The organism is Pseudomonas sp. PDM24, from assembly GCF_019218905.1.
Lineage (GTDB): Bacteria > Pseudomonadota > Gammaproteobacteria > Pseudomonadales > Pseudomonadaceae > Aquipseudomonas.
The window spans coordinates 342,938-366,770 of the sequence record NZ_JAHUWR010000001.1; the positions used below are offsets into that span (position 1 = coordinate 342,938).

Here is a 23,833-nt window from a genome sequence, read left to right on the forward strand (position 1 = left end):
TGCCCGCCAAGTGCGGGCTTTTTTTCGCCTGGAGAAAAGTTATGACTGCAACCGAAATAGACCGAGACATTTTTGCGCGCACGCTGTGGGGTGAAGCTCGAGGGGAGGGGCTGGCTGGCCAGATCGCTGTGGCCTGGACCATCCGCAACCGGGTGAACGATGGCAAGGCCAGATCCTGGTGGGGCGAGGGCTATGTCGGTGTGTGCCAGAAACCCTACCAGTTCAGCTGCTGGAACAAGAACGATCCGAACTTCGTCTACCTGAGCGGTGCTAAGCCGATCCCGTTCCGCGAGTTTGCTCAAGCGCAGATCGCCGCTGAACAGGTGATGACCGGCAAGGTTCCGGATCCCACCGGTGGGGCCACGCATTACTACGCGACCACTTTGCCGAAAGCACCGGCATGGACTGTGGGAGCGAAACAAACATTCCGACTCGGCCACCACGTCTTTTTCAGGGATGTGCCGTGAGCCCCGCGTCGCTGAAGTTGGCGGCCGTAGGCGTACTGGTCCTAATGCTGCTGACGACTGGAGTTACCTGGAAGGTGCAGGACTGGCGGTACGGCAAGCAGCTGGCGGAACAGGCTGGCCTGCACAAAGACGATTTGACCGCCATCAGTAATGCAGTCGCGGGCCAAGTCCGAGCCGATCAGGAAAAGCGCCTGGCCCTGGAGCAGCGCTTGTCTACCAGCGAACAATCTCACTACAAGGAACTGAGCGATGCTCAAACCAACCAGGCTCGCCTGCGCGATCGGCTTGCCACTGCTGATCTGCGGCTGTCAGTCCTCCTTACCGAAGGTCCAGCCGGTGGCAGTTCAGTGCCAGCCGGTACCGCAGCCGGTAGCGTGGTTCATGACGGAGCGCGCGCCCGACTTGACCCAGCGCATGCTCAACGAATTATCGGCATCACCGATACCGGCGACCAAGGACTGATCGCCTTGGCAGCCTGTCAGGCCTACGCCAGAGAAGTCTCAACACCGAAGTGAAAAAGAGCGACCGGGGTGAATGCGTCAACATCCAACCCGGCCGCCGTCCCTGCAGATTGTCCCTGCAAGTCCAGCCAAGGCTCTTACTCCGTGCACGAAGCGCGGCGAGCCTAGCACCTGTTTATCCATACAGTAAAGGTCTTGCTCTCAATGTCTACACCCATCATCCCTTGGATGGGCGGCAAACGCCGCCTGGCCGATCGCCTCATTCCGCTGTTCCCACCCCACGAATGCTACGTCGAAGTCTTTGCCGGCGGTGCTGCTCTGTACTTCATGCGACCCCAGGCGGCGCCGGTTGAAGTCCTCAACGACATCAACGGCGACCTGGTCACGCTATACCGCGTCGTGCAGAACCACCTTGAAGAATTCGTGCGCCAGTTCAAGTGGGCGCTGAGCTCGCGACAGGTGTTCGAGTGGCAGAAGATGACTCGCCCTGAAACCCTCACCGACATCCAGCGCGCCGCCCGATTCTTCTACCTGCAGCACCATGCCTTCGCCGGCAAGGTCACTGGGCAGACGTTCGGCACCGCCACCACCGGCCCGGCCATCAACCTGCTACGGATCGAGGAAAACCTATCGTCCGCTTGGCAGCGCCTGTCCGGCACCTATGTCGAAAACCTTCCCTGGCTCGAATGCGCCGAGCGCTACGACCGCGCTCACACCTTCCACTACATGGACCCGCCTTACTGGCAGACAGCTGGTTATGGGGTGGACTTTCCGTTTGAGAACTACGAGCGGATGGCGGACTTCATGCGCCGTTGCAAAGGCAAGGTGATGGTCAGCATCAATGATCATTGGGACATCCGGAGGGTGTTCGAAGGTTTTCACTTCGAGACGCTGGACATCCGCTACTGCAATACGAATCAGCGGCAGGGGACGGCAGGGATCAGCGGCGAGCTGGTGATCATGAATTGGGAGCCTGCCGGGTTGGGAGGACTATTCTGACTTTACGAAGCGGCAGGGCCTTTCGACCCTGCCGGTGTTACTACGCGAAGACTATCTGTAAAAACTTCAGCAATTCGGTAGTCATGCGTACTAGCTCGAGGAGCAGCTCCAGGAGAGATGGCGTCATACTCAATGCCTTATGGTGTGGCCGCCAGTCTTGGTCTCTCTGGTCCCATATGCTAACGTTGTGGTGAGCGAACAACTGCGCAAAGGACCGGAGAGGCAAAACCTCGCCAATGTTTATTTTTTTGCGCTGTTAGCTTCGAGGCAGATGGGGGTGCAACCCCATCTGCCTTTTTTGCTTTCTAGCGCCCCCTCTTCTAACTATCGCAGGCAATATACTGTTCGCGCGAAGGCCGTTGCCCTTGCAAAAGTTGCCGGAACGAGTGGTGCGTCTGTTAGAAGTCTCGTTACATTAAAGTGCATACTGACCGTTCGTCAAGCACGAGTTTCTTTGAGTGTTTTTTGCCGCCAAGTTTGCGATGCCCATGCAAGGGGTGATTGGTTGGGGGAATGGCTATGACAAGCTGAAAGGCTTGTCCCAGCAGGGGTGTGGCAATCTTCCCTTCCCGTGCATAGGAGAGCGTGCAATACGAAAATGCCACTAATACAATTTAGAGTGAATTATTAAGAGATGCGTAGCTACTTGAGTATATGTGTTTTACGTAAGTAATTACTTAAGTGGCTAGGTATATATGTCGTGTTTAGATGCTAGTGAATACTTACTAAGGAAGCTTGTTGTCTTAGATTTGTTAGCTAGTGGGTTAGCTAGTGGATTGGTCTTTTTACTATTTGTAATTAGAAAGTTAGTAGACTTTGTTAGTAATAAAAGGAACAGCCCTTGACAGCGTTTTAGAGAAAAAAGCCTTGGAAACGCTGGGCTGGAGGGAGGGGAGAGGGCGTAGGAGGTGATATCAGTGGCGATATTGAAATGATGTCATTTCTCGGCAAAGAAGGCATTTTGATAGCTTTATTTTGCTAGCGGTGTCAAGTGGCTATCATCAATTAATATCGACGATACTAGCAGAGATTTTTGCCATTTTTGGCTATACATCCTGTGCTATCAAGCTAATAGATATTGCATGGCTGATAGCGTTATGCTATCGATCTAGTTTGTACATAACCTATGCCATTTTTAGGTGTGGTTAGCTCTATATTGATAGTACTCAGAGATTCCACGCGACTGGCAATGAGCTCACTCCCACATTCCGATCTGGGTCCTTATCCAGGCTCCTAAAATGACAGAGCATCCTGCGCAAGCTGTCGGTCGTCTAGGCTCAGGAATCATTCCTATCATCGCTGATGGGCACTATCAGGTGCGGACCTTGATTCCGCACGTTGCCGATTGCCCGGTCGATCCTGAACCACTCGAATGCTTCGGTTGGTTCACTCAGCAGCAATACCATCTGTTCGGCGCGCTCATTGGGCGTGGCCGGATCCAACCATTCCCGGGCCAGTTCAGGCGACAGCGTTACCGGTCGCCGGTCGTGGATGTCCACCATGCCGCCGGCGCTGTCGGCGGTGATGATGACGAAGCCATCGTGCTCGCCTGGCTCATGCTCGGCGGTGGGATATTGGCCGATCGCGGCACAGAGGATCGGAGTTCGGTCATGGTGCCGAACTAGGTAGGGTTGTTTCTTTGGGCCGCCTTCATCTACCCATTCAAACCAGTTGTCGATGGCGATGATCGTCCGGTGCGGCCAGATCGCTTTGAAGAACGGTCCGTGGGCGACTTTTTCAACCCGGGCGTTGATCGGCGCGGCGCGGTCTTTGGCCCAGTGCGGCCGCCATCCCCAGCGCACCATGTCAGCCCGGAGAAACTGACCTTCCTGGTGAAAGAGGGCGAGCTGGGTGGTTGGCGCGGCGTTGTAGAGCTCAAAAGGCTGGTCGCCTACATAGTTGATCAGGGTGTTGGGCATGCTCAGCGCTGCGACAAAGTCGTGAATGCCACTGTATTGGGATAGACGTCCACACATGGGGCAGATCCTCCGGCCTGCTCTCAGCGTAGTTCAGACCTCGGCTACTTGATGACGAAGCCTTGCCCGGAGCAGGCAGCGCAATCGTCTTTTCGGTCAAAGCGATCGAGGCAAGCGGGGCAGGTTATGAACCTGGCCAGGTCAATAAACGGTCGCATCTTTTCGTAGGCGGCCAGGTCGCGACCTTCCAGCGCGATCTGCGCCGTGTCGACCAGGGCACGATAAATATCGGGGTCTTCAATCGGCTTGTAGATTACCCCGAGAATCATCCGGCCTGTCTCGATGAGATCGAACTGTCGACCATCGGGCAGGGTCAGCGTAAGGCCTTCGATACGTGCCGTGACGCCCGATGGGTTGAAAACAAGACTTGCTCCGATGCCGTCGCGATAGACCTTGCCATCGTAGGTGGTTCGAACTTCGTCCTGGTTGTCTCTTCTTGCGTTAAAAATGGTTTGCCCGATTTTCCCGAGTGTCAGGGAGCCGTCGCAGGCCACGACGTCATAGCACGATGCGCCGCAATAGCGGACAGGATGGCTCTGTAGTTCCTCAACGGCATGCCAGTACGCCGCATTGGCTATTTCATTCATATCGAATTGCTCGAACGTATCGATCAGCCCTTCGACCATCAGAGCGTTGGTCATGGAGTGAAGGTGCTGCCGGTGCGCTTCGGGGTTTTGCAATCGGAAATCGTGATTGTCGAGGGTCGAGCGCCACTGCTGAAGCCTCAGCGCTTTAGCCTGTTCAAAATTCATCGAGACGGGTTCACTGTACGGGTACTGGTTTTATGTACAGTAATCGAAGAGCTAGTATTCTGGCGAGGGGGAGTCGACGAGCTGCCGAGTTTGGGGGAGTTTCGAGCTGAAATGACGATCAGAAAAATAGCAATCGCTTGATCTTGTCCCTGCACTTTCGTCCAGGCTAACGTTCAAAATAGCTATGCGCACCACATCCAGCGGCAGCGGGAGGCGCATATGCCGTATGAGGTGAACATCGACCAATACTGCCTGCAATGCGAAGTGACCTCGTTGCTGGATGTGCCGCCCAATCCGGAGGTCACCACCAGTGACTGGGATGCATATGGCTATCGTGAACTGGAGTTTCGCGTGGTGTCGGGCCAGGTATATGACGAAAACGGCGTGGCCACCGACGCCGGACGCAATGCCTGCGCGGCGCTGGCCGAACAATATTCTGAGTTCATTGAAGAAGCCTTATGGCGGCAAATCGAGACCGAGCGGCAGGATATCGTCTAGCCGCGCGATACTGGCCCCATTTCACATCCTGTCACTAGAAGGTGCCTCCCACATACGGACCCACGATCCACAGGACAACCGCAATCCATACCAAGCCAAGCGCCAATAACATGCCAATGAAGTATTTTTCATCCATGGCGCCGCCCGTGATTTGAAACGGGGGTATCGATCCACCGTTTATGAATGTGAGTACTCGGTTGAAGCAGGATGGCAACCGCGGCCACAAGCTACTGAGCCTTGCGTATGCAATCGGTTAACCAATGTCCAATTTTTTCAATCGAGCCAGGCCTTGTTTGATATGGCCAGCGTTTTCAGCCATGGTCCACAGTGCGCCACGGACATTTCCGCCCACTTCCCGTGCCCCTTGCTCCTCAACCAACAGCGTCAATTCCATAATGGCCGCCTCCAGGGCCTGCTGGTTTTCGTACAGCCTTTCCAGTACATCTGGCAGTGAATAATCGCTTGGCATTGTGTCGATTCCTTTCGTGAGAGCTCAAGCATAGCAGCGACTATGGGCGGGCATTCGTGACTGACAGCTATCGGGCCAAAAGCTGCCTGTGGTGACCGATTGAGTCCACGGCCAGAAGCGAACGTTAGCGGCGATCTCAGGAGTTCAATAGATGATTAGGGGACACCGCTATAACCGGAAGCCAAAGGCTCAATCTTGCCATGGTGATGTAACGAGCACCTGTACCTCGGTACAGGCCCTTGAATTCCAGCCAGCGAGAGTGAATCCGTTTCTCCGCTTTCGTTGCCGCCGCCTTGGTAGAGAACTCCAACGCGATGACGCAGTCGGAAAGCTGCACGGTTTGCTCGAGCTTAATTGCTTTTACGGCCTGACAGTCCGGGAGCCCGACTCTAGGGACTAAAATGACCCATCCTTTTGTCCTTCCCTTAGCCACATTGCCGGTTTTGGATAGACCTTCAATTTTGCCTGCATCCGCAATGTTCTTAAGATCTGTGGAGTGTACAAACGGTACCCCAGATGGATCAGAGACATTCAGATGGACTGAAAGGCTGCCTCGCACGAGCCTGGCCTGGATGACGCCGTTGTAATGCCTGATTTCTTGATGAGACTGCTGATGGCCTCCCGGCAGAATCTGGACGACGGATGCCTGAACTCTGGCGCCGCGAAATGTGCATCGTTGCAAGTCTGCCAATTTTGTAAGTTGATAGTCTTCCGCAAGCGCTTGCCGGGCGTCCTGATCAGTTTCAGAGTAGAGAAGAGATTCTGGCGCTATCACGATGGCGCCCAAGCTGGGCTGGAACAAGTCGAAGCTTCGCAGCAGGTGGGCCATTGCGATGCTTCCCCTCATTTCTTTTCCGGCAAACTGGATCTCTACGAATTTCTTATGTCCGTGGCTGAATGGCGGGTTTAGCACCAGCAAGTCGACAGGCTGCCGCCTATGCAAGGTTTCGCTGGTACTGGGATGAAGCAAGTCACCTACGGACAAATGCCAGTCAGGCCTTCTCAGCCGTAGCTGACTGATCGCTTCCACATCACGGTCAATTCCAATAGATTCTACTGAGCCAAAGACCGCGTTCGCGGCATCTAGAAGCCGCCCTGATCCACACGTGGAGTCGGCGCATACCTTAGGCACAAAAGGAAACACGCCGCGCTCTAGGGCGCTAACCGCAACGTCTTCCGGCGTGTAGTACCTATCCAAGTCAATAGGCATGGAAGTCCTCAAAATCGTAGACATGGACTATCCCCACACCTGACGTTCGTCCACTTTTCTTCACGGGATGGTCGAATAATATTTCGGTCGTTTCGGCATGCTTCATCGCGAATAGAACAGAGCCAATAGCGTGCGGCTTGGTGCCGACAAGCGCCAAGTATATATAGTGCTCTGGGTAATCTCTACGGATCTTGGTCAGTGCTTCGAACGCCTCGAATGGACAGCTTGCACGAGCATATCTGACCTCCGAATGGGCTTTGTACTCATCCAGGAACATTCGATTGCAACCGACCGTGAACGCCGGGTATTCGAGTTGAAATCCTGGTGCCCCCACCACAGGGATGACTTTCGGAACTGGGTCAAGCTGCGCAGCAAGGTGTTCAGGACGATTACCTTCAAACCCCAACATTGCTATAAACAGACACCTGTCTTCATCATCTGGTCCTGCCAGCTGGGCGAAGCCTGGCAATGGGGCTAACCCACCAAATGTGACGCTTAAGTCGAAAATGGCAGAGGACGCTGGGCTGGGATGAGGGGTATAAGACTCTGGTTCAACGTACATCAAGCGCGTGTTGATTTTTTGCGAGTAAGCACTTTTCAACAGTGGCGCCCATACATCATGGGAAAGTCCCGTGACATCAATTAAGAAGTCTCGAGAATTAAAAATGGAGTTTATAGAGTCTTCATCTCTAAGAGAGACGCGCAATTCTTGGTCTTTATGACGTACGACTATGGTCTCTTTGTCTAAGCTCTTGATCGATACGATTCGCTCAGGAGCAGTGCGCTGAATTTCTTCCCATGCATCGAGCCTGTCCCTATTTTCCGCCAAGTCACCGGCAAGTATTATTGTCTCTTCCGGCTTTAAATCGCTAATCGTAAAGTTTTTGAAACGCTTAGTATGGAGCGACGGCAAAGGCAATCTGATCATTTTTTTTGCCCGTCATCATAAAATGCAGAGAAAAGTGCCAATTGTTCTGGCAGATCGTCTTCCGTTGTTTGCGGTCTCTCATCAAGAAGCGCAGAAATTGCTCGCGCAGGGCGATCCTCTAGCACACTTATCAGGGTCGAGGCCTCGATAGACATACGTCTTTTTTTACGATGTGAGATCTCAAAAAAGGCGCTGAAGATTCTATGCAAGCGGTATTCGTCATCCCTGAGCTCGACGCTGCTGGTGGATTTTGTTCTGGGGTCTGATTCGAATGCGAGGTGACCGACGCCTTCCTGCAGCAAGCGATGAATCCTAGCTGTTTCCGATTGGTTGCCTGATAGGACAAAGGATGTAACTTCTGGAGTTTTACCGCTTGGTTCTCTCGCGAGCTCAAAGAACACCTTGCCTATAGCTAGAACCAGGCGCTTAAGCTGTACGCCATGGTCTGCGAGTCCCTCTAGCTGATTGAGGCGCCGTTTCCCAACCTCTCTAGCCGCGAGAGTTTGGGATTTTGCGGAAATAATCAGAGGTCGCTGGTTGGCTCCCTCCTCATCGAGCTGGTAACCGATTGCGGTATCGATCAGCTCCAAGAAGTATCGTATGTTTCCAGCGGCGAGTGAGAGCAGCGTCCGTTCACCGCAATAGTACTTTCTAATTCTCGCGCCTTTTCGGCCTTTTGAAAGCCAAAAAAGACTGGCGTAGCCGTGATTGCCTAGTCTAGTTTTCCATTCTGCCTCTTTGTCAAACCAGTCATTTGCCAGTTCTTGTAATGAACCACCTTCACTTTGTTGCCAGTACTTAAGAAAGGAAAGCTCAGCCTGAGACTTTTGACTGAAGTAGCTGTAGTGCTTGTCAGTTTTAAGTTCGTCGAGCACTGCAGCAGCGACACGATCCGCTCCTAAAACGACAGCCTCCTCAGCAAGCGACAGCTCTTGCAAGAAGTCGCGAAGATTGTCGGAAATCTGCGCCCCGACGCCTTGGGCGTACTTCAGTCTTAACTCCGCAACGGCTTTCGCAAAGAATTCGAAGCCCTCGTCAGCGATCTCAATTTCCAGACAATCGTCTGGCACTCGCAGCAAGTCCTGCCCATCCAAGGTCTGCCTATTCCTGAGTCCGTTTTTTCGGACGCCTACCTTGTAAGATAGCGGTGGTTCAGCATGCTTGATGTATGTGTTAAGTATCGCTTGTTGATAATCTAGCAGATTTTCGTATTCATCAATGCAGCAAAATATGACTCTGTCACCGAGCAGGTTTTGAGATTGAATAGCTTCGGCAAATGTTCGTAGAGGAGACTCCGCCATTGATAGCGTTATCCCAAGATCCTTCATAGGATTGTTAACTTGGAGCTGTAGGGATGAAATCGCCTTTTTTATCAAAACTTTCAGTTGATCAAGCGTTTCACAGCATTCCAGCCCTAGCTCTAGCGCAATTGTTTCCAAGTGCTCCGGCTGTAGCTTTAAGCCCTGCTTCGTTTCCAGCCAGAGTGCCAGATTTACCATTTCGCTGCAGACTGACAGGTTGAAGTAATGTGCAAATAGCTTTGCCCACCTTTCTTCTCCGATGCCGCTACCTGCAAAAGCACGAACCCGATTCTTGTTCATTCGAACAAGCACACCCAAATACTCTTGGTCTGCGAAGGATTGACCGCTACCTTCCAGGCGCTCTAGCATCGAATCGTAGCGTAACGACTGCAGTGCTGTTGTCTTACCTGTTCCGCGTCCACCAACAAGGAAGCATGGACGCATTACTTCGAGTTTTCCCAGGTAAGCTGGTTTGACAAATAATTCTTTGAAATTGGCAGATGGCCATTCTGCTCGGTTATCACCAAAAAGCTGTCTTAAGACACCTGCGGAATTATGTTCGCTCAATTAGTGGCTCCCAGTTGTCTCGCCCCGGTGACCAAAAAATCGGCAGGGTGGCGTCAGGTATTGAATGTTCAAAGCCGAACATCAGGCCTCGTGTTTTGTATCCAAACATCAGGTGGTTTTGATTATTAGCGATGTAGGGCTCTGTCGGCGTAAGGCGAGGCGTGTATTTAGCTAAAAATCGCAAAATAGGTGATTTCCAGCTGGGGTTTGAATCCATCACGCCTTCTATAGTGGATTTTCTTTCCAGTATGTGTGTGGCGCATACCGCAACAGAAGGAGCGCAATTATTGATTTTAACAAGGCCGAAATCAGTCGTGACTAGTGTCACGTATATAGCAGTGAAACGGGTTTTCGAGTGGGCGTCTGCAAATGATCTGCTCTGCTTATCAAGCATATTCCACGTCGAGACAAACTGATCACCAGAACCCACGAAGTCATCAATGAAGATCACCGTGCCACCCTTGTACGCGTGGTCAAGTGCCGCGTCCGAGTCCAGTACAAAGCTGTCGTTCAGGTGTAACAGCTGCCGGGCGCTGCGGCATAGAAAGTAGCCGGAATCAGTAGGGTTGGGGTTTTCCCCCCTTACTGGCGTCAAGATCGCTGAGCTAATACTCGCCACAAGCTCCGCCCCTTGGGGGGCCGACGGCCCCTTAGCCATCCCGTCACCGATTGAGTTATAGGAGGCCACCAACAGGGCGTCAGTGAGCGCTTTATTATAGAAAGTGAACTTATCCAAGAGAAACGCGGCGATGTGGGCGTCTGAGTCGTCAAAATTCCTGAGCCAAGCCCGAGGGCGTAGCTTGGGTTCGGGCGGCCACAAGCCTGCTCGCTTGAGGATGTCACATTTAGACAAAATTTCTTGCACTTGAGTGTCGGTGCGCAATCGGGAACTCCATGTTTCATTGCTGCAGCTCACGGCAGGCCGATGCTCATTCTGGTGACCGCATCCATATCCAGAAACTGCGAATTGTGGCGAGGAAAGCTATTTTTAGGCGGGAACTGATACTGGCTTGAGCCGCTTAACCACCACGTAGAAAATCATTTTGAGGCTATCAAAATGCTATGCAGGCGTCTACCAACCGCCGACCCACTCATGGCGTGACCAACGGGCATTAGTTCAGGCAGTTGGGATGTAAAGGTTGCCTCTTTTGGCTGCCTTTCAGCCAGCGTTCAGAACATCCGCTCAAGTTGTGAAAAAGCCCCGCACGGTTACAGCCGGAGCGGGGCTTTTTATGTGTTACGAGAGGAGGGAATTCCGTACCAATTTTTATACCAATGACTGTGTTTTGGCAGGAAATTCTGAGTTGACCTAGGTGCTAAATCCCTGATTTCATTGACCCTGACAACTTAGAAAACACCTCTCAACATGTCGGTGTAATTCTGTTCCAGGGACATGAAACTACCTGTGGGATTTTACGCAAAGGGCAAGGGTACGGTGACGGACACGGCGCTGCAAGCGTGAAGCGACGGTATCACTCGTCGCGACCTTCCATCATGGTGCGTTTGAGCATCACATAAACCGCTCCGGCGCCGCCGTGTTTCGGTTGGCACGAAGTGAAGCCAAGCACCTGTGAATGCTGACGTAGCCAGGTGTTGACGTGGCTTTTGATCATCGGCCGCTTGCCGTCCAGGCGCACCGCTTTGCCGTGGGTGACGCGTACGCAGCGGATTTCGAATTTGGTCGCTTCGGCCAGAAAGGCCCATAGGGTCTCACGGGCCTTTTCCACGTTCATGCCATGCAGGTCGAGACTGCCTTCGAACGGAATCTGTCCGATCTTGAGCTTGCGCATCTGGCTTTCCTGAACGCCGTCGCGGGCCCACATCAGCTCATCTTCGGGGCCGACATCAATGACGAACTGATCGGACAGCCCGTCAACGGTGGTGGCATCGGTGCGCACAGTGGCGGCCTGGCGCAGCTTGGCGATTTGCGCGCGGTCGGCCTTGGGTTTGCCGGTTTCGGCGCGATCGTGCTTGATCGGCTTGACGCCTTGGATCGCGCTTTTGAACAGGGAAAAATCGTCGTCTTGCATGTCAGCCTCCGCGAAGGGCGGCCAGTTTACCCAAGTCGAAGCGAATGGGGCGCGACAAAACGCGTGGCGTTCGGCTCAGTCGTGTTTTTTCATCAAATGCGGGGACATGTTCAGCTCTTGCGATTGACGCGAACGGCGGCGGCAGCGGCGCCACAGCCACACCCCGATGTACAGCACGAACAGGCCAATTGCCAAAATCACTGCCGAACCGACCCGGTTGGTATTCAACTCGCCCAGGGCGGGCGCTTGGCCGAGCAGGCTGGCGGCACCTGCCATCACCAGCAGCACGCCGCACATCGCCAGCAGAGCGGCAATGGCTGCGCCGAAGCGAAAACGCCAGTTGCTTTGGCCTTTGGGCCGCAAGCGGCGTGCATCAAAACCATCGGATAACTTCATTCCGACCTTCCTCAATGGGTATCGGCCCTTCGACCGGGAGTTGACCGGGATGTTCCTGAGGCTAGGGCAATTACAGCAAATGAGAGGCTTTTGCGGATGAGCGGCGGCATGGACCGCTCATCGACGGTCGATCAGATCAGTTCGCGGGTCTGGGCGAGGGTGGCGAAATTGTCCGCCATGATCGCCATCTCGGTGTGCTGAACGTGCTCGGCGCTCAGGACGCCACCCTTGTAGGGCAGGTCGCGAGTCGCACACGCGTCTTCAACCAATGTGCAACGAAAGCCCAGGTTCTTCGCGGCGCGCACGGTAGTGCTGACGCTGGAATGGCTCATGAAGCCGCACACGATCAGGTCCAGCGAGCCGAGATCCTGCAGGCGGTCATACAGTTCGGTGCCGTGAAAGGCACTCGGCAGCAGTTTGCCGATGATGGTTTCGCCGCTCTGCGGCTCAAGGCCCGGAATGAATTCACCGCGCTCGCCTTGCGGGTCGAACAGCCCACCGACAGTGCCAAGGTGGCGCACGTGCACGATCGGCCGACCGGCTGCACGGGCAGCGGCCACCAGTTGCTTGATGTTCGCGACGGCAGCATCCATGCCGCTCAGTGCCAAGGGGCCGCTGAGGTATTCTTTCTGGGCATCGATGATGACAAGGGTCGCATGACCCAGATTGGCCGCTGCATAACCACGGCCGCTGAGTTGAAACATCGTTTTTGGAACGGACATTCTGGGGCTCCTTCGGGTGGGGCTTTTGCGACATTGTCCTCTGGCTGAGCGCTTCTGTGAATCGCTACCATCGTAGGCACCGCCGTTGTTGGGTCGCAGCCTTGTCAAGATACTCGTTCTGTTCAATAGCTTGCTGAAAAAATAGAAGAGTCCTACATCTGGTCCGGTGTTTTTCCTGCGTCGTCGTGGCGTCTTTTGGCTGTTAGAATCGTCAGTCGTTTTTTCTGGAGTTTGCCCCGTGATCACTTCCCGACTTCGTACCCTGCGTGACCATATCCGTTGGGCCGTCAGCCGCTTCCATGGGGAGGATCTGTTTTTCGGCCATGGGACCGACAACGCCTGGGACGAAGCCCGTCAACTGGTGTTAGGTGCGCTGCACTTGCCGTGGGAAATCGCTGATAGCTACCTCGACTGCAATCTGGAAGAGGACGAACTGGTCAACTTGCAGCGCCTGCTCAAACGTCGCATCGAAGAGCGCATTCCGACCGCTTACCTGCTGGGTGAAGCCTGGTTCTGCGGTATGTCATTCATTGTCGACGAACGCGTACTGATCCCGCGTTCGCCAATTGGCGAGCTGATCGAAAAGCGTTTTGAACCGTGGCTCGGCGCCGAACCTGCGCGCATTCTCGACCTGTGCACCGGTTCCGGTTGCATCGGCATCGCCTGTGCCTACGAGTTCCAGAACGCCGAAGTGGTACTGGCGGACCTTTCGTTCGAAGCACTCGAAGTGGCGAACCAGAACATCGAGCGTCACGGTGTCGATGAGCGCGTGTTCACTGTTCAGGGCGATGGTTTCGATGGCTTGCCGGGTCAACGATTCGACCTGATTGTGTCGAACCCGCCCTACGTCGATGCGGAAGATTTCGCCGACATGCCGGACGAATATCAGCACGAACCGGAGCTGGGCCTGGCCTGTGGCGACGACGGTTTGAACCTGGTGCGCCGCATGCTCGCCGAAGCGGCGGATCATCTGACCGAGAAAGGTTTGTTGATTGTCGAGGTGGGTAACAGCCAGGTTCACGTCGAGGCGCTGTACCCGGAAGTCGACTTCGCCTGGCTGGAGTTCGAGCGCGGTGGGCATGGGGTGTTCATGCTGACGGCGGAGCAGTGCCGCGATCATCAGGCGCTGTTCGCTTCTCGCGTCTGACCTGAGAAAGCCTTCGCGGGCAAGCCTCGCTCCTACAGGTCCAAATGATGGGCCACACCAAATCTGTAGGAGCGAGGCTTGCCCGCGAATCGCCGCGCCGCGGTCTAAAACCCTCAGCGGTGCGTAGCAATCCAGATCAACAACCCCGCCTGAAACACCGCAAACGCCACCAGACAGGTAATGGTAAAACGCAGCCCGGCGTCTTCGCGTTTGTACTTGCTGACTTTTTCTTCGTGCTTCTTCAGTTTGACTTCCTGTTCCGCCAGGTTCTGCTCGGCTTGCTGGAGCATCTGCGCAGCTTCGAGGATTTCCACCTGCTGCAACTTTTCGCTGTTCCAGTCGCCGAGCAAATCACCGACCGACACCTCTTTAACGCTGCCCTTCAAATGCTGGGCGTCGGCGTAGACCACGTCAAAACCGTGCACCCGCAGAAAGTGATCGCGGCGCAGGCGAGTGTCTTCGTTCAGCGCATCCTTATTGTTCAGGTCGGTGCCGTCGACGGTGTAGGCGGGCCATCTTTTCTTCGCCCACGTAATGCCCTGAGCGGCCATATAACGCCCGATGCCACGGTTCATCGGCTCGATCTGCAAGCCACTTTCCGGGCCGAAATGCACGCGTTTGGCCGCGTGATCAACCCAGACATCCAGATGATTCTGTTCTTTGCGCACCCGCTGGCCCGGCAGCTTGATGGTCATGCGCAGCAGGCTGTGTTCCTTGCTATTGCGTTCGGCGTAACCGAATTCGACAAAGCGCAACGGCCGCCCACCGGTGTTGCGGTCGGTTTGCAGCGGCGCCAGACGGAGCATTTTGTGGTGCTCGACGTGGACGTCCGCCCACGGCAGCTCGACCGCTGGCGGTGCGTCTTTTTCAGCGGTGGTGTCGGGTGAAGTCTGGGTATCAGTCATAACGGCGAGATCCTGTCCAAGCCCTGCTTGCCGCCAGCCAGTGCGCTGGCGACAAAGGCTTATCGGCCGTTTTTTTCAGGACTGGAGGGCTAGGGGGAGTTCTCAACTAGTTTTCACGCCGCGTTGTCGCCTTAAAGCGGGCCCGGCGCGGCGTGAAAACTAGTTGAGAACGTCCCCTGACCTCGGTTAACTGGCGCGAAGTCCGTCAATAAACTCGAGGACTCGCGCGCCGAGTTCGGCCGCCAGTGGTAATTGCGGATCTTTATAGGAGGCCAATTGCCGCTTCACATCGTTGGGCACGATGCGCATCACGTGGTTCATCCCTTCGATCAGAGCCAGTTCGGCGTCCGGTTTTGCGGCCTTGAGTGCTCTGGCGTCACCCACGCCGACCTGAATGTCGTTGCTGCCCTGGATGATCAGCGCCGGCATTTTCAATTTGCCGAAGGCCGCCGCCGGGTCTTGGCGGAATAGTGAGATCAGATACGGCTGCACGCTGGGGCGGAAAATCACCTGCAATTGCGGCGGCACGTTGTCGTCGGTGTGGCCGGCCTTGAGGCTGTCGAGCAATTCATTGCTGCGCAGCATCAACGGTGGCGGCAGGCGATTGCTCAATTGCTGGCGCAGTACCTGATCGATCGGCCGGGCGCTGCCGGACATGGAAATCACCGCCGCGGCATCGATGTTTGGTGCCGCGAGGCTGGCGATCAACGCACCTTCGCTGTGGCCGAGCAAAATCAGTTTGCCAAAGCGCGGATCGGTTTTGAGCTTGTGGCCCCAAGCTTCGGCGTCGGCCACATAGGCCTCCACCGACAGATTACGTTCGTCTGGAGTCGCAGCCAGGCTCGCCGCCACGCCGCGCTTGTCGTAACGCACGCTGGCGATATTGTGTTTGGCCAGCACCCAGGCCAGCCGTTTGAGGCTGTCATTGCGTCCGCCGTCGGGGTTGTTTCCGTCACGATCCGTAGGACCGGAGCCGGAAATGATCAGGACAACCGGCACTGGCGTGTCGGACTTGGGCAGCAACAGCGAGCCGAAAAGCTCACCGCTGCCCGTGTCCAATGTGATGGGACGTTGTAGGACAGTGGCCTGTGCAAAGCCGGTAAACAAGGTAAGGCTCAAGGCTAGAACTCGCAGCATCATCACGCCATCATCAACAAGGTGCCGGTTGGACTCGCAAGCACCCATAAGGTTCGAGGATGAACTAGTCGGGTAGCCTGCGTATACTGGCGCGCATTACGTATTTCAGTTTCGATTTCACGGAGCGTCCCGCATGTCCGGCAATACCTACGGCAAGCTGTTCACTGTCACCACTGCGGGCGAAAGCCATGGCCCGGCGTTGGTCGCCATTGTCGATGGCTGCCCGCCGGGCCTGGAGATTTCCCTTGAGGATCTGCAGCGCGATCTGGACCGCCGCAAGCCCGGCACCAGCCGCCACACCACCCAGCGCCAGGAAGCCGACGAAGTCGAAATCCTCTCTGGCGTGTTCGAAGGCCGCACCACCGGTTGCGCCATCGGCCTGTTGATCCGCAACACCGACCAGAAGTCCAAGGACTATTCGGCAATCAAGGATCTGTTCCGCCCGGCCCACGCCGACTACACCTACCACCACAAATACGGCGAGCGCGATTATCGCGGCGGCGGTCGCAGTTCGGCCCGTGAAACTGCCATGCGCGTGGCGGCAGGGGCAATTGCGAAAAAGTACCTGGCCACCCAAGGCATCGTCATTCGTGGCTACATGAGCCAGCTCGGCCCGATTGAAATCCCGTTCAAGACCTGGGATTCGGTGGAAGAAAACGCCTTCTTCAGCCCCGACCCGGACAAAGTGCCGGAGCTGGAAGCCTATATGGACCAGTTGCGTCGCGACCAGGATTCGGTCGGCGCGAAAATCACCGTGGTCGCCGAAGGCGTGATGCCGGGCCTCGGCGAGCCGATCTTCGACCGCCTCGACGCCGAACTGGCCCACGCGCTGATGAGCATCAACGCGGTCAAAGGCGTTGAGATCGGCGCCGGTTTTGCCAGCATCGCCCAGCGCGGCACCGAACACCGTGATGAAATGACCCCGGAAGGTTTCCTCAGCAACAACGCCGGCGGCATTCTCGGTGGCATCTCGTCCGGTCAGCCGATCGTGGCGCACCTGGCGCTTAAGCCGACATCGAGCATCACCACGCCCGGCCGTTCCATCGACATCCATGGCAACCCGGTTGAGGTTGTCACCAAGGGCCGTCACGACCCGTGCGTCGGCATCCGCGCCACGCCAATCGCCGAAGCGATGATGGCCATCGTGCTGATGGATCATCTGCTGCGTCACCGCGGGCAGAACGTCGATGTGCGCGTGAGCACTCCGGTGCTGGGGCAGCTTTAATGGCTGACCTTATGGCCGCCAGGGTCTGACGACGTTGGCGGCGCTCCCGTACTGGCGGCTCTCCAGTTTCTATCTGTTCTATTTCGCCTTGCTCGGTTCGACAGCGCCATTCCTGGCGCTGTACTTCGATCACCTGGGCTTTTCCAGTGCGCGCATTGGCGAACTGGTGGCGATCCCGATGCTGATGCGCTGCGTGGCGCCGAACATCTGGGGCTGGCTCGGTGACTACACCGGGCGACGGCTGGCCATCGTGCGGTTCGGCGCGGTCTGTACGCTGCTGACCTTCTCACTGATTTTCGTCAGCAAAAGCTACGCGTGGCTGGCAATGGTCATGGCCTTGCACGCGTTCTTCTGGCACGCGGTGTTGCCGCAGTTCGAAGTCATCACCCTGGCGCATTTGCAGGGGCAGACATCTCGCTACAGTCAGATTCGCTTGTGGGGTTCCATCGGTTTCATCATCACCGTGGTCGCCCTCGGCCGGTTGTTCGAGTGGCTTAGCCTGGACATCTATCCGGTGGCGCTGGTGCTGATCATGGCCGGGATCGTCGTCAGCAGTTTGTGGGTACCCAACGCGCAACCGGTTCAGAGTGAACGGTTGGCGGGGGAGGGATTCCTCCAGCAATTGCGTAACCCCGGGGTGTTGGCGTTCTACGCTTGCGTGGCGCTGATGCAGATGAGTCACGGGCCGTATTACACCTTTGTGACCCTGCACCTTGAGCAACTTGGTTACAGTCGTGGGCTGATCGGCATGCTCTGGGCGGTCGGTGTGGTTGCCGAAGTCTTGATGTTTCTGGCCATGAGCAAGATCCTTGCGCGCTTCTCGGTGCGCCGGGTGCTGCTGGCGAGTTTCCTGCTGGCGGCGTTGCGTTGGTTGTTGCTCGGTTCGTTTGCTGAATTCCTCTGGGTGTTGCTGTTCGCCCAAGTGCTGCACGCCGCCACCTTTGGCAGCTTTCACGCGGCTGCTATCCAGTTCGTGCAACGTAGCTTCGGCGCGCGTCAGCAAGGCCAGGGCCAGGCGTTGTATGCCGCGCTGGCCGGCACCGGCGGCGCATTGGGCGCGTTGTATTCCGGCTACAGCTGGAATGCCCTCGGCGCCACATTGACCTTTAGTATTGCCAGTCTCGCAGCCTTCGCCGCTGCCGTTATCATTGCCACACGTATGCAAGAGGACAGGCCATGAGCCTGGCCTGCGATTATCTCGCCCGGGAAAACATCGACGTGGGGCGCGCGCATGAGCGACGCACTGCGACCGATCGAGGCCTTTGAATTTTTGTTCGAGTGCGAGTTGAAGACGCGCTCGCTCTCGAACCATGAAGCATGAACCGTTAAGGAGTTGCCCAGAATGAGCAGCCTGTCCGTTTATCACGTCTCCAGCCCTGAAATACCAAACAAAGTCCTGACCCACCTCGAGGACATCGCCTCGACCCTGGCCGAGCAGGGCGTGCGCTTCGACCGTTGGCAAGCCACGGCGAAAATCCTGCCCGGCGCCAGCCAGGAAGAAGTGATCGCCCCGTATCAGAAGCAAATCGATAAATTGATGACCGAGCGCGGTTACCTCACTGTCGACGTCGTCAGTTTGAACAGCGATCACCCGCAAAAAGCCGAACTGCGCGCCAGGTGCCTCGATGAACACCATTACGCTGAAGACGAAGTACGATTTTTCGTCGCTGGCCGTGGTTTGTTCTCCCTGCACATCGGCGATTACGTCTACGCCGTGCTCTGCGAGAAAAATGACCTGATCCTGGTGCCTGCCGGTACGCCGCATTGGTTCGACATGGGCGAGCACCCGCATTTCGTGACCATCCGCCTGTTCAACAACTCCGAAGGCAGGGTGGCTGATTTCACCGGCGATGACATCGCCAGCCGTTTCCCACGTCTCGAGGACTGAGTAGAGGCCAATCGTTGCTCCGGCCTTCTGCCCTGTAAACCACATAACCTGTAGGAGCAGAGCTTGCTCGCGAAGGCGGAGTGTCAGTCAACGTTAATGTCGCCTGATACTCCGCCTTCGCGAGCAAGCTCTGCTCCTACAAGGGTTGTGCAAAGCCAGAAACAACTCAGGCCGTGACGCAGAAGCGCTCACGGCCTGTTTGTTTGTAGCGATGTAACGTTTAAACCGAGTGATAGGTCGGCAAGGCGAACCGTTGCTGGCTTTGCAGCATGGAGATCTGCGGCAGTTCGCTGGCCTGTTCGGCGACGTCACGACGTATCGCGCTGATCACCCACGACAGCTGATCGCCGGCATGCAGTTGCTGGTAGGAAATCGAACGTTTGAAGACTTTGCCGTCCGTACTGCGCAGGGTCAGCAGAATGCCGCCGTCAGGCCGTGGCTGGGTGGTCACTTCGAAGTTGGAGAATAGCGACGAAAATTTTTCCTGGATCAGGCTCATGTCTATCAGCTCCGTGAGTGCTTTGAAGGGCTACATGGAGAGGTAGTTGCAGTGATTGTGCCAGCACCTGATTTTTTAAAAATACTTATAAATCAATAAGTTATAAAAATTGTATTTCTATGCTTTCGTGCAATCTGCATGAATGCCCATCGTGCATCCTGCATTTTGCGTGGTCGGTCGCGAATTCGATGGAACCAATCGCTACGCCAGGGTTCCGGATACAAAACATTTCAAAAACCGCGTGTACAGCTCAAGAACCGCTGACGTATTTTCGGCCTCAATCAACGCCACCCGACAATAAGAAGATCGAACGGGAGCATCATGAGCCGCACGCTGAACGACACGATTACCTGGGGCATGATGCTCCGCAAGCTGCCTTCCATTGCCAAAGCCATTCCCCGCGTGGTGAAGGGTATGAAAGCCGCCAACGTCAAGGACCCGACCCAACCGTGTGGCCTCGGCTGGAGCTTCGAGCAGGCGACGTTGCGCAACCCCGAGGGCCCGGCCTTGCTGCAGGGCGAGGTGGCGCTCACTTATGCCCAGGTCAATCAGTGGGCCAATCGCATCGCCCATCACCTGATTGCCCAAGGCATCGGCAAGGGCGATGTGGTGGCGATCTTTATCGAGAACCGTCCGGAACTGTTGGTGACGATATTGGCGGTGGCCAAGGTCGGCGCGATCAGCGCTTTGCTCAATACCTCCCAGACCCGCGATACCCTGGCCCACAGCCTGAATCTGGTGGCGCCGGTGGCGATGGTGGTCGGAGAAGAGCTGGTTGCGGTCTTCAATGCGGTCCGCGAACGGGTGTCCATCGACGTTGCGCGCACCTGGTTTGTCGCCGATCAAGACACTTATCGCGATCCGGGCAATTCGCCCGATGGCTTCATCAACCTGATGACGGCTAGCGCCCAAGCGTGCAGCGATAACCCCGTCCGCAGCCAGCAGGTTTTTCTCGACGATCCTTGTTTCTACATTTATACCTCGGGCACCACCGGGTTGCCCAAAGCCGGGGTGTTCAAACATGGCCGTTGGATGCGCAGCTCCGCCAGCTTCGGGCTGATTGCCCTGGACATGCAGCCGCAGGACGTCGTCTATTGCACCTTGCCGCTGTACCACGCCACCGGGCTCTGCGTGTGCTGGGGCTCGGCAATCAGCGGGGCGTCGGGGTTTGCCATCCGCCGCAAGTTCAGCGCCAGCCAGTTCTGGAGTGACGTGCGCAAATACCGGGCGACCACCCTCGGTTACGTCGGCGAGTTGTGTCGCTACCTGGTGGATCAACCGCGCAGCATCGACGACAGTCGCCACAGCGTGACGAAGATGATCGGCAATGGTCTGCGCCCCGGCGCGTGGAGCGAGTTCAAGACGCGTTTTGCCGTTGACCATATCTGCGAGCTGTACGCCGCCAGCGATGGCAATATCGGCTTCACCAACATCCTCAACTTCGACAACACCATCGGTTTTTCCCTGATGGCCTGGGAACTGGTGGCGTACGACCACGACAGCGGTGCCCCCACGCGAGATACCAAGGGTTTCATGCGCAAAGTGGCCAAGGGCGAGCAGGGTTTGCTGCTGGCGAGGATCGACGACAAGGCACCGCTGGACGGCTACACCGATCCGCAGAAGACCGCAAAAGTCGTGCTCCACGACGTGTTCAAGAAGGGCGACCGTTACTTCAATACCGGTGACCTGCTGCGCAACATCGGTTTTGGCCATGCGCAGTTTGTCGACCGTTTGGGCGACACCTACCGCTGGAAGGGCGAAAACGTCTCGACCACCGAGGTCGAAAACATCCTGTTGCAACATCCGCAGATCGCCGAAGCCGTGGCTTATGGCGTGGAAATCCACAACACCAACGGGCGTGCCGGGATGGCGGCAATCACGCCGGCTGAATCCCTGGCGACCCTGGATTTCAGCGAGTTGCTGGCTTTCGCCAGGCAGCAAATGCCTGCCTATGCGGTGCCACTTTTCCTACGGGTGAAAGTGAAAATGGAAACCACCGGGACCTTCAAATACCAGAAAACCCGGCTCAAGGACGAAGCCTTCGACCCGAACAAAACCGGCGATGACCCCATCTACGCCTGGTTGCCGGGTACCCAGACTTACGTGCAAGTCACCGAGCAGGTGCTGGCGGATATCCAGGACGGCAAGCACCGTTATTGAATGTGGCTCTTATTGAATGCGGCTCTTATTAAATGTAGCTATGGCCATTCATGAGAAAAAAGAAGTGACAGGTTCCAGACCGCTCGGGAAACTATCGGCTTTTCCGATTGACCGAATGTGGAGTCCCCAATGTCAGACAAAAGCCGTCAGATGACGCCCGAAGAGGCTGCTGAATTTGCCGAACAGGTGTTCAACAAAGCGCGCGAGGGCGATGCGGCCATGATGGCTGCGCTGCTGACCAAGGGCTTACCGCCGAACCTGCGCAACCACAAGGGCGACACCTTGCTGATGCTTGCCGCGTACCACGGCCATGTCGAGACGGTAAAAGTCCTGCTTGAGCACAAGGCCGATCCTGAAATCCGCAATGACAACGGCCAGAGCCCGATTGCCGGCGCGGCATTCAAGGGTGATCTGGCGGTGGTCAAGGCGTTGGTGGAAGGTGGCGCGCAAGTGGAAGGTTCGTCCTTCGACGGTCGCACTGCGTTGATGATGGCGGCAATGTTCAACCGCGTCGAAATCATCGACTACCTGATCAGTAAAGGCGCTGACCCGAAGGCCAAGGATGCCAACGGCGTATCCGCGCTGGACGCGGCCAAAACCATGGGGGCGGTGGATACCACCGCACAATTGCAGAAACTTCTGTCCTGACCTCAAATCCGTAGGAGCGAGGCTTGCCCGCGAAGAACGATAACCCGGTTTCCCAGTTAAACCGCATCATCTTCTTCGCGGGCAAGCCTCGCTCCTACATGTAATGCGCTATCCTTCGCGCCCTCAAATCTCCCTCGCTACAGGATCCACCTCATGAAAGCCGCACTCGTCGAACTCATCAGCAAAATCAGCTCCGGGTGCATGAGCGATGACGAAATCCTGAAAGTCGCTGACGAAGCGGTTCAGGCCTACGCCGATCCAGAAGCTTTTCTGACGGCCAATCCGGACATCAACTACGACGACACCTTCCCGATCCCGTTGGGTGAGTGGGTGGTCGTCGGCAGCTTGCCGGAAACCGTGCTGTTCCAGGCTGACACCTACATGGACCTGTTTGCGCAGATCGTCGCTTCATTCGGCCCCGGTGTCGATTTCAACATCAAACCCAAGCAACTGGCCAAGACCGAAGCCCTGACGGCGCTCAATCGCATTCAGGTGCAGATGAGCAGCATGAACAAGGAAAACGGCGGTTACACGCTGATGAACTTCAGCCAGTTGCTCGACGACGAGCTGCAAGTGGTGCTGGTCTACGGTAACGACGTGCCCCGGGTGCTGGAGATGTGCGCCGAAGTCGGCATCGCCGCAGCGCCATCGCTGGAAGCCCTGAAAGTGGCAATCCACGTCTGAAGCTGCCCAGAACGGTAATAAAACGGAACCCTCGCAAGGCCCGACTATCCTAAGAGGGCATACCACTCTTCGGGAGCGTCACCATGGGTTCCACGTTCAACAGCCTGGTTGGCCTGATTATTCTTGCCCTGGATATCTGGGCCATCATCAACGTGCTTAAAAGTGGCGCCGAGACCGGGATGAAAATCATCTGGGTGCTATTGATCCTGCTGCTGCCGGTCCTGGGCCTGATCATCTGGGCCATCGCCGGGCCACGAGGTAACGTGCGGATCTGACTGCATCCTCAAGCACAACGCATTTCCCTTGTGGGAGCGGGCTTACATCGCGAAGACGTCGACACATTCAGCATCGATGTAACAGACAAACCGCTTTCGCGAGCAAGCCCGCTCCCTCAGGTTCTGTGTTTATTCATGCCGACACGCGGTAATCCGTTGAACGATCAATCAGGGCTAAAGTCCAGATAGAAGTAAGCCCATCCATGGGTTTTATCGAGGAGGCACCGATGCAAAAGTGGAAAATCACTTTCGTGGATGATCACGGTGAAACAGTGGACGAACTCTTCGAGTGCGAGGAATGCCCGAATAGCGAGCAAGCCGCCAAACTCATTCGCGCCCGACGCCTGCCGATCGCTGCCGAACTGGATCTCAATGATCTGGAGGGTCGTACCGATGATCCGACCGTCAAAAGCCTGAAATCCCAGAACAGCATTGAAATCATCAGTATTACCCCGATCTGATACACCTCTTGTCACATTCACACCCAGA

At 56.0% G+C, this 23,833-nt stretch carries 26 protein-coding genes and 1 pseudogene; 14 read left to right on the forward strand and 13 right to left on the reverse strand.

The features are described from left to right. Positions 1-41 precede the first annotated feature (41 nt). From KW837_RS01670 to KW837_RS01680, 3 genes are all read left to right on the forward strand, one after another. Positions 42-467, forward strand: coding sequence for a cell wall hydrolase (locus KW837_RS01670; protein ID WP_218394295.1), 426 nt, complete (start codon positions 42-44; stop codon positions 465-467). Beyond that, on the forward strand, positions 464-982 hold the full coding sequence (locus KW837_RS01675) for a lysis system i-spanin subunit Rz (RefSeq protein ID WP_032830996.1): 519 nt from the start codon (positions 464-466) through the stop codon (positions 980-982). Before KW837_RS01670 ends, KW837_RS01675 begins: the two co-directional genes overlap by 4 nt. Before the next feature lie 150 nt (positions 983-1,132). Continuing rightward, positions 1,133-1,927: a DNA adenine methylase gene (locus tag KW837_RS01680; RefSeq protein WP_218394296.1), complete on the forward strand. Its 795-nt coding sequence runs from the start codon at positions 1,133-1,135 to the stop codon at positions 1,925-1,927. 1,277 nt (positions 1,928-3,204) lie between these two features. Here KW837_RS01680 and KW837_RS01685 read toward each other — a convergent pair. Both KW837_RS01685 and KW837_RS01690 read right to left on the reverse strand, forming a co-directional pair. Next, a complete protein-coding gene (locus tag KW837_RS01685; RefSeq protein ID WP_218394297.1) occupies positions 3,205-3,903 on the reverse strand; it encodes an SOS response-associated peptidase family protein in 699 nt (232 codons plus the stop codon). Between the two features lie 44 nt (positions 3,904-3,947). Continuing rightward, positions 3,948-4,655, reverse strand: a complete 708-nt coding sequence (locus KW837_RS01690) for a hypothetical protein (RefSeq protein WP_218394298.1) — start codon at positions 4,653-4,655, stop codon at positions 3,948-3,950. A gap of 219 nt (positions 4,656-4,874) precedes the next feature. Here KW837_RS01690 and KW837_RS01695 point away from each other — a divergent pair, with 219 nt between their 5' ends. After that, complete coding sequence (locus KW837_RS01695; protein ID WP_218394299.1) at positions 4,875-5,153, forward strand: hypothetical protein; 279 nt, start codon at positions 4,875-4,877, stop codon at positions 5,151-5,153. A gap of 253 nt (positions 5,154-5,406) precedes the next feature. On the opposite strand, the gene KW837_RS01700 is transcribed toward KW837_RS01695, so the two are convergent. From KW837_RS01700 to KW837_RS01735, 8 genes are all read right to left on the reverse strand, one after another. After that, positions 5,407-5,622 (reverse strand): hypothetical protein, encoded by a 216-nt coding sequence (locus KW837_RS01700; protein WP_218394300.1) that lies wholly within the window; start codon positions 5,620-5,622, stop codon positions 5,407-5,409. A 136-nt stretch (positions 5,623-5,758) separates the two neighbouring features. Next, entirely contained in the window at positions 5,759-6,832 is a 1,074-nt protein-coding gene (locus KW837_RS01705; RefSeq protein WP_218394301.1) for a hypothetical protein, read from the reverse strand. Beyond that, on the reverse strand, positions 6,822-7,760 hold the full coding sequence (locus KW837_RS01710; protein WP_218394302.1) for a hypothetical protein: 939 nt from the start codon (positions 7,758-7,760) through the stop codon (positions 6,822-6,824). The genes KW837_RS01705 and KW837_RS01710 overlap by 11 nt, the downstream gene beginning before the upstream one ends. Continuing rightward, on the reverse strand, positions 7,757-9,628 hold the full coding sequence (locus KW837_RS01715) for a hypothetical protein (protein ID WP_218394303.1): 1,872 nt from the start codon (positions 9,626-9,628) through the stop codon (positions 7,757-7,759). Before KW837_RS01715 ends, KW837_RS01710 begins: the two co-directional genes overlap by 4 nt. Next, entirely contained in the window at positions 9,615-10,511 is an 897-nt protein-coding gene (locus KW837_RS01720) for a hypothetical protein (RefSeq protein ID WP_218394304.1), read from the reverse strand. Before KW837_RS01720 ends, KW837_RS01715 begins: the two co-directional genes overlap by 14 nt. 589 nt (positions 10,512-11,100) lie before the next feature. Continuing rightward, complete coding sequence (locus tag KW837_RS01725; RefSeq protein ID WP_007898817.1) at positions 11,101-11,658, reverse strand: Smr/MutS family protein; 558 nt, start codon at positions 11,656-11,658, stop codon at positions 11,101-11,103. A 75-nt stretch (positions 11,659-11,733) separates the two neighbouring features. Continuing rightward, positions 11,734-12,054, reverse strand: a complete 321-nt coding sequence (locus KW837_RS01730; RefSeq protein ID WP_007898816.1) for a hypothetical protein — start codon at positions 12,052-12,054, stop codon at positions 11,734-11,736. A 131-nt stretch (positions 12,055-12,185) separates the two neighbouring features. Continuing rightward, positions 12,186-12,776 carry a cysteine hydrolase family protein gene (locus KW837_RS01735; RefSeq protein ID WP_218394305.1) on the reverse strand — a complete coding sequence of 197 codons (591 nt, stop codon included), beginning with the start codon at positions 12,774-12,776 and terminating at the stop codon, positions 12,186-12,188. A 238-nt stretch (positions 12,777-13,014) separates the two neighbouring features. Between KW837_RS01735 and prmB the strand changes: the two genes are divergently transcribed. Next, positions 13,015-13,923 (forward strand): 50S ribosomal protein L3 N(5)-glutamine methyltransferase, encoded by a 909-nt coding sequence (prmB, locus tag KW837_RS01740; RefSeq protein ID WP_008005645.1) that lies wholly within the window; start codon positions 13,015-13,017, stop codon positions 13,921-13,923. Between the two features lie 113 nt (positions 13,924-14,036). Here the strand turns inward: prmB and KW837_RS01745 are convergent, their stop codons facing one another. Both KW837_RS01745 and KW837_RS01750 read right to left on the reverse strand, forming a co-directional pair. Next, the gene (locus tag KW837_RS01745) at positions 14,037-14,828 is read right to left on the reverse strand and encodes a hypothetical protein (protein ID WP_192346965.1); all 792 of its coding nucleotides are present in this window, start codon (positions 14,826-14,828) and stop codon (positions 14,037-14,039) included. A 186-nt stretch (positions 14,829-15,014) separates the two neighbouring features. Beyond that, complete coding sequence (locus KW837_RS01750; protein ID WP_218394306.1) at positions 15,015-16,013, reverse strand: alpha/beta hydrolase; 999 nt, start codon at positions 16,011-16,013, stop codon at positions 15,015-15,017. 85 nt (positions 16,014-16,098) lie between these two features. Here KW837_RS01750 and aroC point away from each other — a divergent pair, with 85 nt between their 5' ends. The 4 genes and pseudogenes from aroC to KW837_RS01765 all read left to right on the forward strand — a co-directional run bounded on the left by aroC (position 16,099) and on the right by KW837_RS01765 (position 19,078). After that, complete coding sequence (gene aroC, locus KW837_RS01755; protein WP_030131637.1) at positions 16,099-17,190, forward strand: chorismate synthase; 1,092 nt, start codon at positions 16,099-16,101, stop codon at positions 17,188-17,190. Between the two features lie 34 nt (positions 17,191-17,224). Continuing rightward, positions 17,225-18,370, forward strand: coding sequence for an MFS transporter (locus KW837_RS01760; RefSeq protein WP_218394307.1), 1,146 nt, complete (start codon positions 17,225-17,227; stop codon positions 18,368-18,370). 36 nt (positions 18,371-18,406) lie between these two features. After that, a pseudogene (locus KW837_RS28650) lies at positions 18,407-18,511 on the forward strand (hypothetical protein); the annotation flags it as partial. 21 nt (positions 18,512-18,532) lie between these two features. Beyond that, positions 18,533-19,078 carry an acireductone dioxygenase gene (locus KW837_RS01765; protein WP_218394308.1) on the forward strand — a complete coding sequence of 182 codons (546 nt, stop codon included), beginning with the start codon at positions 18,533-18,535 and terminating at the stop codon, positions 19,076-19,078. 220 nt (positions 19,079-19,298) lie between these two features. Here the strand turns inward: KW837_RS01765 and KW837_RS01770 are convergent, their stop codons facing one another. Then, positions 19,299-19,577 (reverse strand): DUF3509 domain-containing protein, encoded by a 279-nt coding sequence (locus tag KW837_RS01770; protein ID WP_007898807.1) that lies wholly within the window; start codon positions 19,575-19,577, stop codon positions 19,299-19,301. Between the two features lie 321 nt (positions 19,578-19,898). Between KW837_RS01770 and KW837_RS01775 the strand changes: the two genes are divergently transcribed. The 5 genes from KW837_RS01775 (at position 19,899) to KW837_RS01795 (ending at position 23,805) form a co-directional block, all read left to right on the forward strand. Next, positions 19,899-21,737 (forward strand): long-chain-acyl-CoA synthetase, encoded by a 1,839-nt coding sequence (locus tag KW837_RS01775; RefSeq protein WP_218394309.1) that lies wholly within the window; start codon positions 19,899-19,901, stop codon positions 21,735-21,737. A 129-nt stretch (positions 21,738-21,866) separates the two neighbouring features. Beyond that, entirely contained in the window at positions 21,867-22,385 is a 519-nt protein-coding gene (locus KW837_RS01780) for an ankyrin repeat domain-containing protein (protein WP_192346953.1), read from the forward strand. Between the two features lie 153 nt (positions 22,386-22,538). Next, positions 22,539-23,069 (forward strand): hypothetical protein, encoded by a 531-nt coding sequence (locus KW837_RS01785; RefSeq protein WP_218394310.1) that lies wholly within the window; start codon positions 22,539-22,541, stop codon positions 23,067-23,069. Between the two features lie 83 nt (positions 23,070-23,152). Continuing rightward, a complete protein-coding gene (locus KW837_RS01790) occupies positions 23,153-23,344 on the forward strand; it encodes a PLDc N-terminal domain-containing protein (protein ID WP_007902193.1) in 192 nt (63 codons plus the stop codon). A 227-nt stretch (positions 23,345-23,571) separates the two neighbouring features. Next, entirely contained in the window at positions 23,572-23,805 is a 234-nt protein-coding gene (locus KW837_RS01795; RefSeq protein WP_008073014.1) for a hypothetical protein, read from the forward strand. The last annotated feature ends 28 nt before the right edge of the window (positions 23,806-23,833 follow it).